This window comes from Dietzia sp. CQ4 (assembly GCF_014145125.1).
Classification (GTDB): domain Bacteria; phylum Actinomycetota; class Actinomycetes; order Mycobacteriales; family Mycobacteriaceae; genus Dietzia; species Dietzia natronolimnaea.
The window spans coordinates 1-12463 of sequence record NZ_JAALDZ010000023.1 but is presented as its reverse complement, the minus strand read 5'-3'; the positions used below and the strand labels follow the sequence as shown (position 1 = coordinate 12463).

Sequence of the window (12463 nt, the reverse complement as noted above, 5' to 3'; positions counted from 1 at the left end):
GCGGCCGCCCGGGCTCCGGCGATGCGTGGAGCGCGGGCGGCCGGTGGGCGGTCTGACGGGTCCTACGGCATGGGGGCGCCGACCTCGCCGGAGTCGCGGCGCAGGACGCGCAGCGAGTCCACCGCGCGGACCTCGGTGAACTGGCCGGACTCCAGGGCGCGGCAGTAGATCTCGTACGGCGGGCGTCCACCGTCCTCGGGGTTGGGGAACACGTCGTGGATCAACAGAGCGCCGCCGACCGCGACCCACGGGGCCCACCCCTCGTAGTCGGCCTGCGCCGCCTCGGAGGAGTGGCCGCCGTCGATGAACACGAACGAGGCCGGCCTGCCCCAGACCCGGGCCACCTGGCGCGAGGTGCCCACCGCGGCCGTCACCACGTCGTCGAGCTCCGCGTCCCACATCGTGTGCCGGAACGCCACGAGGGTCTCCAGGCGGCCGGTGTGCGGGTCGACCAGCGTGGTGTCGTGATACTCCCACCCGGGCTGGTGCTCCTCGGACCCACGGTGGTGGTCGACGGTGACGATGCTGCCGCCGGTCACCCGCGCGGCCGCGCCGAGGAAGACGGTGGACCTGCCGCAGTAGGTGCCGATCTCGACCCCCACGCCGTCGCCCAGGTACTCGCAGGCGATCTCGTAGAGGGTGCGGCCCTCGTCCAGCGGCATGAAGCCGGGGGCGGAGAGCGCCACGTCGAGCAGCGCCTGGTCGATCTCGGGAGCGGTCATGGCATAAACCTATCGCCCGTCACCGCGCTCCCGGCCCCCGCCCTCAGCCCTCGCTCCCGGACCCGGCCGCGGCCCGCCGTGCGGCCTTACGGGCGCGCGCCACGTGCGGGCCCACCACGTTGCCCAGCTTGGTGCCGTTTGGCCAGCCCGCGTAGTAGCAGAGGAACAACACGATCTCCTCCAGTTCCTCGGGTGTGAGCTCGTCGTTGCCCAGCGCGGCGGCCACCTGGATGTCGGCGATGTCCGTGTTCCCCTGTGCGGTCAGCGCGCCCAGCAGGAGCAGGCGGCGGTCGCGGTGGCTCAGGCCCGGACGGGACCACACGCGCCCGAACAAGTGGTCCGCGGTCTCGGCGAAGTAGTCGCCGGGACCGTCGGACATCTCGAAGCCGTAGACCTCGGTCATCATGGCCAACCCGCGCTCGCGCTCCGGGGACATGCCGGACCCTGCCGTGTCGCTCATCGTGCTCCCTCGTCGTCGCTGTTGCTGTCGTTGCTGTGGTCGTCGCTCCCGCCGTCTACGTCCGCACCCGCGGTCGCGGCGCGGCGGGCGATCTCGCCCGGCCCCACGCCGAACCCGGCACCCAGGTCCCGTAGCGCGATGGTCCCGAGCGGCAGGTCCACCTCCAACCGCTCGCCCAGGGACAACGCCAGCGAGAGGTCCTTCTCGCCGAGGCCCCGGACGTGGGTGAACACGCCGTGCCAGAAGTCGTCGGGGGCGATCGGCGCGGTGGTCTCGCGCAGCATGACCGCCCCGGCACCTCCGGTGATGGCGTCGGTGTGCCGGACCACGCGACCGAGCTTGGCGATGTCGATGCCCGCGGCCTCCGCCAGCCGGGAGGCCTCGGCGGCGGCGGTGAAGGAGATGAAGTGCAGCAGGTTGCGGGCGAGCTTCATCCGGGTGCCCGCGCCCACCTCGCCGGCGTGGACCGGCATCGCGGCCCACAGGGCGAACACGGGCTTGCAGGCCTCGTAGACCTCGCGGGGTCCACCCACCATCACCGCGAGCTCGCCCTTCTCGGCGCCCGGTGCGCCCCCCGAGACCGGCGCGTCCACCAGGTGCACCCCGTGGGTGGCGCACGCCTGAGCAAGCTCTACGGCCGTGGAGTCGGAGATGGTGGAGTGGACCGCGACCACCGTCCCCGGCGCCGCCGTGCGCAGGATCCCGTCGGGACCCTGGACGACGTCCCGCACCTGGGCGTCGTCGAGCACCGTCACCGAGACCAGTCGTGCGGTCCGGGCCACCTCGGCGGGCGTCGCGGCGGCGGTGGCCCCCTCGGAGACGAACGGTTCGGCGGCCTCGGGACGGACGTCGCAGACCACCAGTCCGCCGGGCCACGACAGCAGCCGCCGGGCGATGGGCGCTCCCATGTTCCCCAGCCCGATGAACCCCACGGGCGCGGGGGAGTGCTCGGGTGACCCCGGACCGATGGGAGAGGCTCCCGGGTCCTGCCCCGCGCTGCCGGCCGACTGCCCGCTCACGACCTGATGACCTGTCCGCCGTCGACGTTGAAGATCTGGCCGGTGATCCACGACGCCTCGTCCGACAGCAGGAACAACAGCATTCCCACCAGGTCCTGGGGCTGACCCATCCGCTTGAGGGGGAGCTTGTCGACCATGTCCTTGACGATGGACTGCGGGGTGGTGGTGCGGTTGGCCTCGGTGTCGATCGGGCCGGGCGCGATGGCGTTGATGCGGATGCCGGACCCGCCCAGCTCGGTGGCCAGCTGCTGGGTCAGGCCGTTGACGCCCACCTTGGCCAGGCCGTAGAAGCCGGAGTAGAGCCACGCGGCGGTCGAGGACTGGTTGACGATCGCGCCACCGCCGGCCGCCGCCATCTTCTCCCAGCAGGCGCGGACCATGAGGAGCTGGCCGTTCATGTTGACCTGCATGAACTTCTGGTAGTAGTCCCACGGCACCGTGATGAGGAAGTCGAGCTTCATGCCGCCGAAGATCGCGGCGTTGTTGACCAGCATGTCCAGCCGGCCGTACTTCTCCACGGTCGCCTCGGCGCACGCGTCGGCCGAGTCCGGGTCCGAGACGTCGGTGTGCTGGAAGAAGGCCTCGCCGCCGGCGGCGACGATCTCCGCCGCCACGCGCTCGCCCTCGGTGTCCGAGACGTCGGCCACCACGACCTTCGCGCCCTCGGCGGCGAGCGCCTTGGCGTACTCCTCGCCGATTCCGCCGGCCGCGCCGGTCACGATCACGGACTTGCCGTCAAAACGTCCCATGTCTGTAGTCTCTGCTTCCTTGGTGTGGCTTGATATGGCTTGATATGGCGTGATGCGGGTGGTGGCTCGGGTGCGGGCGGCGCGTCAGGCCGGGGTGGCCACGGACTTGGTCTCGAGGTACTCCTCGAAACCCTGGCGGCCCATCTCACGGCCGATGCCCGACTGCTTGTAGCCGCCGAAGGGCACGTCGGCGCCGTACCAGACGCCGCCGTTCACCCCGAGCGTTCCGGTGCGGATGCCCGCCACGACCCTCTCGACGCGGCCGAGGTCGGCGCCCCAGACGGCGCCGGAGAGGCCGTAGGGGGAGTCGTTGGCGATCCGGACCGCGTCGTCGTCGCCGTCGTGGGGGATGACGACGAGGACGGGGCCGAAGATCTCCTCCCGGGCCACCCGCGCGGAGTTGTCGAGTCCGGAGATCAGGGTGGGCTCCACCCAGAAGCCCTTGGCCTTGTCCTCGCCGGAGGGGCGCCCGCCGCCGATCTCGACGGTGCCGCCCTCCTCGACGGCCAGTGCGATGTACCCCTCGACCCGCTCGCGCTGCAGTTCGGAGATCAGCGGACCGCACAGGGTGCCGGGGTCGGTGGGGTCGCCCGGCGCGAAGGCCGCCATGGCGCCCTTGGCCGCCTCGACGGCCTCGTCGTACTTCTCGCGGGGCACCACCAGTCGGGTGGTGAGGGCGCAGCCCTGGCCGGCGTGGGTACAGGCGTTGAGGGCCGTCATGAAGCAGGCGGCGTTCAGGTCGGCGTCGTCCAGCACGACCGCGGCGGACTTGCCGCCCAGCTCGAGGAAGACCTTCTTGAGGGTCTCCGCCGCGGCCACCATGATCTTCTTGCCGGTGGCGGTGGACCCGGTGAACGAGACGAGGTCCACGCGCGGGTCGGTGGTCAGCTGGGCGCCCACCCCGTGGTCCGAGGACGAGACCACGTTGAGCACTCCCGCGGGGATGTCGGTCTCCTCGGCGGCGATCCGGGCCACGGCCGCGGCGATGAGCGGGGTGTCGGGTGCGGGCTTGAGCACCACGGTGCAGCCCGCGGCCAGCGCGGGCCCGATCTTGGCCAGGTTGATCTGGTTGGGGAAGTTCCACGGGGTGATGGCTCCGACCACGCCGATCGCCTCCCGGCGCACCGAGCGATGGGAGCGCACCCCCATCACCTCGGACTCGCCCAGCTCCTCGACCCACTGGTAGGCGTCGACGAGGTCGGCGAGCCAGCCCAGGTCGGCCACGGGGCCCTCCAGCTGGGGCCCGGTGGTGAACATGTGGGGGGCGCCCACCTCGGCGATGGTCAGTGCGCGCAGCTCCTCGGTGTGGGACTGCAGAGCATCCCGGAGTTGCCGCAGACACGCCGCACGGAAGGCATGATCGGTGGACCACGTGGTGGTGTCGAACGCGGTCCGGGCCGCCTCGATGGCGGCGTCCATGTCCTCGGGGCGGGCGTCGGCGGCGCGGCCGATCAGGTCCTCCGTGGCGGGGTTGAGGACGTCGAACGTGCCGCCCCCGGAGGCCGGGCGCAGCTCGCCGCCGATGAGGAGCGGGGCGTCGTAGGTGGTGCTCGTCGTCACGGGGGGCCTTCCGTCGGGTGCGGGTGGACAACTGTCTAGACGATAGTCCGGCGAGTGGTGTACTGTCCAGACACATGTCCAGTGACGTTCGTTTCGAATCCACGCGAAGGCGCCTCAACGGCCAGCAGGCAGAGACCGTCGACCGCCTCACCAGCGCCGCGGTGGAGGTGTTGCGCGAGAAGGGGCCGGGCGGGCTCGCGGTCCGGGCCGTGGCCTCGAGGGCCGGCGTCGCCCCGGCCACCGCGTACACCTACTTCTCGTCCAAGGGCCACCTCATCGCCGAGGTGTTCTGGCGACGCCTGCGTGACCACGTCACCGAGGGCGCCGGCAGCGGCACCACGGTGGACAGGGTGGTGGCGGTCCTGCGGGACGTCGCGATGTTGGTCGCGGACGAGCCCGAGCTCTCCTCTGCGGTCACCGCGGCCCTGTTGGGCGACGACCCGGAGGTGTCCCACCTGAGGATCCGGATCGGCGCGGACATCCGACGACGCCTGACGGCCGCGCTGGGTGACGAGGCCGACGACGAGGTGATCGACGCCCTGGAGATGGTCTACGCGGGCGCGCTCGTCCGCGCGGGCATGGGCTATGGCTCCTACTCCGACATGGCGGACGCCATCGAGTCCGCCGCCCGACTCATCCTGAGGTGACCTGAGACATGACCACCGCGACTCCCGCCCCGCTCGTGTTCAGCCCGTACGACTACGCCGTACACGAGGATCCGTACCCGTTCTACGCCCGGTTGCGCGCCGAGGCCCCCGTCTACCACAACCCGGATCTCGACTTCTGGGCGCTGAGCAAGCATGCCGACGTCCGTGAGGCCTTCCGCGCGCCCGACGTCTTCTCCAACGCGATGGGGGTCTCCCTCGACCCGGCGGCGTACGGACCGCACGCCTACAAGACGATGTCCTTCCTGGCGATGGACGACCCGAGGCACGCCCGGCTGCGCAAGCTGGTGAGCAAGGGCTTCACCTCCCGGCGGGTCGACGCGCTCTCCGAGGGGATCGAACGGATCTCACGGCAGTACTGGGACGAGTGCCTCGACAGGTCTCGGGACGGCGGCGAGTTCGACTTCGTCCAGGACTACGCGGGCAAGCTGCCGATGGACGTCATCTCCGACCTCATGGGGGTGCCGGAGTCGGATCGCGACGAGCTGCGCCGGCTCGCGGACCTCGTCATGCACCGCGAGGAGGGCGGTCAGGACGTGCCCGAGGACTCGATGGTCGCCGCCTTCGACCTCATCGCGTACTACCAGGGCATGGTCGCCGAACGGCGGAAGCAGCGGACCGAGGATCTCACCTCGGCGCTCATCGACGCCGAGATCGACGGGGAGAAGCTGGACGAGGACGAGATCCTGTCCTTCCTCTTCCTCATGGTGGTGGCGGGCAACGAGACCACCACCAAGCTGCTCGCCAACGCGATGTTCTGGGGCCACGAGTACCCCGACCAGTCGCGACTGGTGATCGACGACCCGGAGCGGGTGACCGACTGGGTCGAGGAGACCCTGCGCTACGACACCTCCAGTCAGTTGGTCCTGCGCACCACGACGCAGGAGGTCACGGTCCGCGACGTCACCATCCCGGCCGACCAGAAGGTGCTCCTGCTCATCGGCGCGGCCAACCGCGACGAGGAGGTGTTCGAGGACTCCGGGGCCTTCCTCCTGGGCCGGGACACCTCCGCGAGCCTGAGCTTCGGCCAGGGGCCGCACTTCTGCCTCGGCGCGCACCTCGCGCGACTCGAGGGGCGGATCGCGCTCGACCAGATCTCGCGGTCCGTCACGGGGTACGAGATCCTGCCCGGCGCCGAGCGCGTGCACTCCTCCAACGTGCGTGGCTTCGCCCGCCTGCCCATGCGCGTCGAGGTCAGACGCTGATGAGCCTGAAGTTCCCACCGCAGCGGGACGCGGCCGACCGTCCCGCCCTCGTCACGGGCGCCTCCTCCGGTATCGGTCGCGCCTCCGCGGAGGCGCTGGCCGCACTCGGGCACCCCGTGGTCGTGGGGGCCCGCCGCGCCGACCGCCTCGACGACCTCGTGGGCCGGATCCGGGAGGCCGGGGGACGGGCCACCGCACGACCGGTCGACGTGACCAGCGCGGAGTCGGTGGCGGCGTTCGTGGCCGCCGCCGGTGAGGCGTACGGCCCTCCCGAGGTCCTGGTCTCCAGCGCGGGCACCCTGAAGATGGCCCGCGTGTGGGAGATGGAGCCGGACGACTTCGCCTCGCAGATCGACATCCACCTGCTCGCCGTGCAGCGGCTGCTCCACGCGGTGGTCCCCGGGATGGTCGATCGCCGTCGGGGCGACGTGGTCCTGATCGGCTCCGACGTCGCCTACACCGCCCGGCCCCGCTCCGGGGCGTACGTCGCGGCCAAGGCCGGCCTGGAGACCATGGCCCACCAGGCCCGCAAGGAACTCGAGGGCACGGGGATCCGCCTCGGCGTGGTCCGCCCGGGTCCGGTGATGACCGAGATGGGCACCGAGTTCGACCCGGAGACCGCGGAGTCGGTCATCAACGACTGGGTCAAGCACGGCTTCGGTCGTCACCCGCGCATGTGTAAGCCGGCCGACCTCGCCCGGGGGGTCGCCGCCATGGTGTCGATGCCCCGCGGCGCCCAGATCACCGAGCTGGAGATCCAGCCGGAGGCCCCAATCGAGGAGGACTACTCGTGACCAGTACCGACAGCTCCACCGACAAGCCCACGGACTTCTCCACCCTCACCGAGCCGCGTCGGGTCTCCGGCGGCGAGGGGGAGCTCGGGCACATGGACGAACTCCGTACCGACCCGATCGGCCTGTTCTGGCGGGTCCGTGAGGAGTGCGGCGACCTCGGCGTGTTCAAGATCGTCGACCGCGACATCTGCCTGGCCTCCGGGGCGGCCGCGAACGAGGCCTTCTTCCGTGCGCCGGACGAGTCGCTGGACCAGGCCGCCGCCTACCCGTTCATGACGCCGGTGTTCGGTGAGGGCGTCGTGTTCGACGCCAGCCCCGAGCGCCGCTCGGAGATGCTGCACAACACCGCGCTGCGCGGCGAGCACATGCGCCAGCACGCCGTCACCATCCCCCGCGAGGTCCAGCGCATGGTGGGTGAGTGGGGCGACGAGGGCGAGATCGACCTCCTCGAGTGGTTCTCCGAGCTCACCATCTACACCTCCTCGGCGTGCCTGATCGGTCCGAAGTTCCGCGAGCAGCTCGACGCCCGGTTCGCGCACCTCTACCACGATCTCGAGCAGGGCACCGACCCCCACGCGTACATCGACGCCTACGCCGACATCCCCGCGTTCCGCAAGCGGGACGCGGCGCGCGCGGGGCTGGTCGAGTTGGTCTCCGGGATCATGGACCAGCGGATGGCCGAGCCGCCGGCGAGCAAGGAGGACCGCGACCTCCTCGACGTCCTGGTCTCCGTCAAGAACGACGACGGCACGTACCGGTTCACCCCGGACGAGGTCACCGGCATCTTCATCTCCATGATGTTCGCCGGACATCACACCACCTCCGGTACCAGCGCGTGGATGCTCATCGAGTTGCTCAAGCACCCGGACTACCTCGCGCAGGTGGTCGCCGAACTCGACGAGGTCTACTCCGACGGGGCCGAGTACAGCTTCGGGGCGTTGCGTCAGATGCCCAGGGTCGAGAACGCCCTGAAAGAGACGCTGCGTCTGCACCCGCCGCTGATCATCCTCATGCGGGTGGCGCAGGAGGACGTGCAGATCGGCGACCACGTCGTCCGCGCCGGGCAGACCGTCGCGGCGTCCCCCGCGGTCTCCAACCGGCTGCCGGAGGACTTCCCGGACCCCGACTCCTTCGACCCGGAACGCTATGCCGAGCCGCGCCAGGAGGACATCGTCAACCGGTGGACCTGGATCCCCTTCGGCGCCGGACGGCACCGCTGCGTGGGCGCGGCGTTCGCCCAGCTGCAGATCAAGGCCATCTTCTCGATCCTGCTGCGGGAGTTCGAGTTCGAGCTCGCGCAGCCGCCCGAGAGCTACCACAACGACCACTCCAAGATGGTCGTCCAGCTGGCCCAGCCGTGCACCGTCCGCTACCGGAGGAGGCAGCGCAGGTGAGCGGGCAGCAGCCGATGCGGGTGGAGGTGGACTTCGACCTGTGCCAGGGGCACGCCGAGTGTCAGGCGGAGGCCCCCGACTGGTTCACGGTCGGCAAGGGCTCCGAGGCCAAGGTGCGTGCCAAGCGGGGCGTGGTCCCCGACGACCAGCTCGAGGCCGTCAAGGCCGCCGTCAAGTACTGCCCGACGCAGGCACTCCGCCTCGTCGAGAACCAGACCCACCAGGAGTGAGTGACGTGACCCGATACGACCGCGCCGAGATCGCCGAGTTCGTGCAGCGCTGGATCGAGGCCAACGCCGAGTGCGAGCGCAACAAGGACGGGACCCCGCTCGCCGACTTCTACGCCGAGGACGCCACCTACGGCTGGAACTACGGCACCAAGGACGACTTCATGGCCGTCGGCCGGGACGAGATCCGCGACATCGCGCTGGGCCAGGAGATGGCCGGGCTCGACGGCTGGGAGTACCCCTACATCCGGACCATCATCGACCCCGAGACCGGCGACGTGCTCTGTCTGTGGAAGCAGATCGCCCGAGACACCGTCGACCCGAAGACCGGGAAGCCGTACGAGGTCCACGGGCTCGGCGGGTCGTGGTTCCTCTACAACGGTGACCAGCAGTGGAAGTGGCACCGCGACTTCTTCGACTTCGGCAACGTGGTGGACCTGTTCATGCGGATGTACGAGGCCGACGCGCTCACCGATTCGATGAAGGCCCGGTTCGAGGCGGCCGGGGACAAGCCGGCCGGGTGGTACCGCATCGAGGACAGCCCGGCCCCCTTGTGGCCGGTGTCCGCCCCGGACGAGGTCTGAGTCCGGTGGCCGCGCGCGACCGGATCGTCAACAGCGACCCCCTGGAGTCCCTCGACCACGCCAGGCTCGCCAGGCTGCTGCCCGACCTGCTGCTGATCGGGCAGCTCATCGACCGGGCGGGGATGCCGGCCCTGCTCGGCGAGTTCGGTGTGGACGGGATGCGCGATGTGGCGATCGAGGAGTGGCAGGCCGCGAGCCCGCACTACACCCGGCGCATGAAGGAGGCGCTGTCGATCACGGGAGACGGCGTCGCGGAGATCTTCAAGGGCTTCCAACTGGATGTGGGGGCGCCGCCGGAGTTCATGGACTTCCGGTACGCGGTCACCGACCACGACCACGGCGAGTTCTGGCTCGACCACTGCGGTGCGCTGATGGACGTCGAACCGATGGGGGACCGGCTCGTCACCACGATGTGCCACGACATCGAGGACCCCACTTTCCCGGCCACCGCGCTGGCCACCAACCCCCGGGCCGTCGTGGAGCCCATCCACCGTCCGCCGCGCAGCCCGGAGGGCCGGACGCCGCACTGTCACTGGACCGTGCGGATCGACCCGGATTCAGAGCCGGCGGCGTGGCCCGAGCCGGCGGTCGAGTCCGCGAGCAGCCGGTTGATCGACTTCGCCTTCGAGCCGCCGGAACCGCGGGACACCACCGGTGAGGGCACTCGGGACGACTACGCCGGTCCGCTGTTGACGGATCTGAGCTTCCCCGAGTTCACCGCGGCCGCGCTCGTCCGCATTACCCGCGAGGTGTACCTGCAGATGCACCTGCTGGCGGTGGGTTTCCACCAGTCGGTGCGCCGCCGGTCGGACGCCGAGACCGCGGACCGGCTGCTCGTCTACCAGGCGACGGGGATCGCGGGGGTCGCCGCGGGACGGATCCGAGACGTCCTCGGCGTGGAGGGGGACGCGCGCGGGTTGGCCGCCGTGCTCGATCTCCACCCGCTGGCCGGTCCGACCGCCTACACGGGGTACTCGTCGTCGGTCTCCGGCGACGGCGCGAGCGTCACCGTCACCTGGGACACCGCGGCGGACGCGTTCGCCGACGACACCTGGATGCCCCTGCTCGCCCGGGACGGCCTGCGCCCCCTCGCCGCGGCGGCACAGGCGGTCGACCCGCACTGGACCGTGGAGCGCGTGCCCTCGGACGGCTCCCGGGTCGAGGCCGTCCTCCGGCTCGGAGACGTACCCGCGAAGGAGTCCGACGAGGTCGCCGTCACCCGGATCAGCACCGGGGCGGCGTTCGACTTCGGACCGGCCCGCACGCCACTGCCCATCACCCCGGTCTGAGACCGGACGCTCGCCCGAGACAGCACACCCGACCCCGTCACGGAGGACACCACATGGCACACAACCTGGCCGACCTCTTCGAACACGCCGTGGACGCCTACGGCGCCGACCGTCTGGCGGTGGTGGAGGGCGAACGTCGTCTCACCTACGCCGACCTGGAGGCCGAGGCCAACCGGTGGGCCTCGGCGCTCGCCTCCCTGGGCGTCGGGGCCGGCGACCACGTCGGTGTGCACCTGCGCAACGGGGTGGACTGTCTGGCGCTGATCCTCGGAGTCCTCAAACTGCGGGCGGTGACCATCAGCATCAACTACCGCTACTCGGGCCCGGAGCTGCGCTACCTCTACGACTACTCCGACACCAGCGTGCTGGTGTTCCACCGCGAGTTCGGCGCCGCGGTGACCGAGGCCGTACGAGGGCTCGACGCCGTCCGGCACACGATCATGGTGGAGGACGGCTCGGGCGTCGACACCCTTCCGGACGGTGTCCTCCCCGCCCGCGAGACCCTGGAGGCGGCGTCGGCGGAGCGCCCCGGGGTGGAGCGGAGCGGCGACGATCTCTACCTGGTGTTCACCGGAGGCACGACGGGCAAACCGAAGGGTGTGATGTGGCGTCAGGAGGACCTGTGGCGCAGCCTCGGAGGTGGCGCGGACTACCACACGGGTGAGCCGGTGCCCGACGAGTTCCACCAGTCCAGGGCGGGTCTGGGCGGTGACCCCATGCGCTACCTCATCCTGCTCCCGCTCATCCACACCTCGGGCATCATGCCCAGCTTCACCGGCCTGTTCGCCGGCGGCACCATGCACTACCTCCCGCACTTCCGGGCCGCGGACGTCCTGGAGGAGATCGAGACCGAGAAGATCCAGGTCGCCGTGGTGGCCGGTGACGCGATGGTCCGGCCACTCGTGGATCTGATGCGGCGGACCGACCCCGACACCTCGAGCATGTTCATGGTCTCCTCGGGGGCCGCCCTGTTCTCGCCCTCGGTCAAGGCGGACCTGCTCGAGCTCCGTCCCGATCTGATGATCATGGACGCGTTCGGCTCGTCCGAGGGCGGCTTCGGCGGCCTGGGCGTGGTGACCAAGGCCGATCTCGACGACGGGTCGCTCTTCGCCGACCACGGTCCCCGGATCCCCAGGGGTACCACCCTGCAGCTCGTCGACGACTTCGACGAACCGCTGCCCGACGACTCGCAGGAGATCGGCTGGATCGTCAAGAGCGGGTACCAGCCCGCCGGCTACTACAAGGACGAGGCCAAGACCGCCGAGACCTTCCGGGAGATCGCCGGCAGCCGCCGGGTGTTCACCGGCGACCGCGGACGGTACGACGGCCCCGACACGATCATCATGCTCGGCCGGGCCAGTCAGGTGATCAACTCCGGCGGCGAGAAGATCTTCGCCGAGGAGGTCGAGGCCGCCCTCAAGGCGGTGGCCGGGATCGAGGACGCCGTGGCGTTCGGGGTCCCGGACGAGCGGTTCGGGCACCGGGTCGGCGCCGTGGTCCAGTGGGCGGATGCCGCACAGGACTCATCGCCGGACTCCTCGCCGGGCACCGGCCCGCGGGACCTCGACGCCGTCGGGCACGCCCTGCGCGAGCACCTGGCCGGGTTCAAGATCCCCGTGGCGTACTGGGTGGTCGACCGCGTCGAACGCCATCCCAGCAGCAAGACCGACTACGGCTGGGCGCGCCGTCTGGTGGCCGAGCGTGCCCCCGACCTCGACCGGCGCACGGACGCCGCCGGCACCGCGTGACCGGGCTCCGGCTCGACGGCCGGTCCTTCGCGGTCGCCGGGTCCTCC

Annotated in this window: 13 protein-coding genes; 8 read left to right on the top strand and 5 right to left on the bottom strand. The window is 70.8% G+C overall.

Going from position 1 to position 12463, the window contains the following annotated elements; translation table 11 throughout:
* Positions 1 to 62 precede the first annotated feature (62 nt).
* From G6031_RS01565 to G6031_RS01545, 5 genes are all read right to left on the bottom strand, one after another.
* A complete protein-coding gene (locus G6031_RS01565) occupies positions 63 to 722 on the bottom strand; it encodes a class I SAM-dependent methyltransferase (protein WP_182652206.1) in 660 nt (219 codons plus the stop codon).
* Positions 723 to 765: 43 nt separating this feature from the next.
* Complete coding sequence (locus G6031_RS01560; RefSeq protein WP_347238418.1) at positions 766 to 1182, bottom strand: carboxymuconolactone decarboxylase family protein; 417 nt, start codon at positions 1180 to 1182, stop codon at positions 766 to 768.
* Positions 1179 to 2150 (bottom strand): NAD(P)-dependent oxidoreductase, encoded by a 972-nt coding sequence (locus tag G6031_RS01555; RefSeq protein WP_347238419.1) that lies wholly within the window; start codon positions 2148 to 2150, stop codon positions 1179 to 1181. The genes G6031_RS01560 and G6031_RS01555 overlap by 4 nt, the downstream gene beginning before the upstream one ends.
* Before the next feature lie 47 nt (positions 2151 to 2197).
* On the bottom strand, positions 2198 to 2950 hold the full coding sequence (locus G6031_RS01550) for an SDR family oxidoreductase (protein ID WP_182652204.1): 753 nt from the start codon (positions 2948 to 2950) through the stop codon (positions 2198 to 2200).
* Positions 2951 to 3034: 84 nt separating this feature from the next.
* Positions 3035 to 4510, bottom strand: a complete 1476-nt coding sequence (locus tag G6031_RS01545) for an aldehyde dehydrogenase (RefSeq protein ID WP_182652203.1) — start codon at positions 4508 to 4510, stop codon at positions 3035 to 3037.
* A 74-nt stretch (positions 4511 to 4584) separates the two neighbouring features.
* Between G6031_RS01545 and G6031_RS01540 the strand changes: the two genes are divergently transcribed.
* From G6031_RS01540 to G6031_RS01505, 8 genes are all read left to right on the top strand, one after another.
* Positions 4585 to 5157, top strand: a complete 573-nt coding sequence (locus G6031_RS01540) for a TetR/AcrR family transcriptional regulator (RefSeq protein ID WP_179525951.1) — start codon at positions 4585 to 4587, stop codon at positions 5155 to 5157.
* An 8-nt stretch (positions 5158 to 5165) separates the two neighbouring features.
* Positions 5166 to 6380: a cytochrome P450 gene (locus G6031_RS01535; protein ID WP_182652202.1), complete on the top strand. Its 1215-nt coding sequence runs from the start codon at positions 5166 to 5168 to the stop codon at positions 6378 to 6380.
* Complete coding sequence (locus tag G6031_RS01530) at positions 6380 to 7174, top strand: SDR family oxidoreductase (RefSeq protein WP_179525950.1); 795 nt, start codon at positions 6380 to 6382, stop codon at positions 7172 to 7174. Before G6031_RS01535 ends, G6031_RS01530 begins: the two co-directional genes overlap by 1 nt.
* 92 nt (positions 7175 to 7266) lie before the next feature.
* Entirely contained in the window at positions 7267 to 8568 is a 1302-nt protein-coding gene (locus G6031_RS01525) for a cytochrome P450 (RefSeq protein ID WP_095717665.1), read from the top strand.
* Between the two features lie 14 nt (positions 8569 to 8582).
* Positions 8583 to 8798, top strand: coding sequence for a ferredoxin (locus G6031_RS01520; protein ID WP_095717619.1), 216 nt, complete (start codon positions 8583 to 8585; stop codon positions 8796 to 8798).
* A gap of 5 nt (positions 8799 to 8803) precedes the next feature.
* The gene (locus G6031_RS01515) at positions 8804 to 9379 is read left to right on the top strand and encodes a nuclear transport factor 2 family protein (RefSeq protein WP_182652201.1); all 576 of its coding nucleotides are present in this window, start codon (positions 8804 to 8806) and stop codon (positions 9377 to 9379) included.
* Positions 9380 to 9384: 5 nt separating this feature from the next.
* Complete coding sequence (locus G6031_RS01510) at positions 9385 to 10668, top strand: hypothetical protein (protein ID WP_347238417.1); 1284 nt, start codon at positions 9385 to 9387, stop codon at positions 10666 to 10668.
* Positions 10669 to 10721: 53 nt separating this feature from the next.
* Positions 10722 to 12416: an AMP-binding protein gene (locus tag G6031_RS01505; RefSeq protein ID WP_182652200.1), complete on the top strand. Its 1695-nt coding sequence runs from the start codon at positions 10722 to 10724 to the stop codon at positions 12414 to 12416.
* Positions 12417 to 12463 lie beyond the last annotated feature (47 nt).

Coding starts and splice junctions, on each gene's coding strand:
- G6031_RS01540 (WP_179525951.1), top strand. CDS start 4,585: ATGTCCAGTGACGTTCGTTTCGAATCCACGCGAAGGCGCCTCAACGGC.
- G6031_RS01530 (WP_179525950.1), top strand. CDS start 6,380: ATGAGCCTGAAGTTCCCACCGCAGCGGGACGCGGCCGACCGTCCCGCC.
- G6031_RS01520 (WP_095717619.1), top strand. CDS start 8,583: ATGCGGGTGGAGGTGGACTTCGACCTGTGCCAGGGGCACGCCGAGTGT.
- G6031_RS01560 (WP_347238418.1), bottom strand. CDS start 1,182: ATGAGCGACACGGCAGGGTCCGGCATGTCCCCGGAGCGCGAGCGCGGG.
- G6031_RS01565 (WP_182652206.1), bottom strand. CDS start 722: ATGACCGCTCCCGAGATCGACCAGGCGCTGCTCGACGTGGCGCTCTCC.
- G6031_RS01525 (WP_095717665.1), top strand. CDS start 7,267: ATGGACGAACTCCGTACCGACCCGATCGGCCTGTTCTGGCGGGTCCGT.
- G6031_RS01550 (WP_182652204.1), bottom strand. CDS start 2,950: ATGGGACGTTTTGACGGCAAGTCCGTGATCGTGACCGGCGCGGCCGGC.
- G6031_RS01505 (WP_182652200.1), top strand. CDS start 10,722: ATGGCACACAACCTGGCCGACCTCTTCGAACACGCCGTGGACGCCTAC.
- G6031_RS01535 (WP_182652202.1), top strand. CDS start 5,166: ATGACCACCGCGACTCCCGCCCCGCTCGTGTTCAGCCCGTACGACTAC.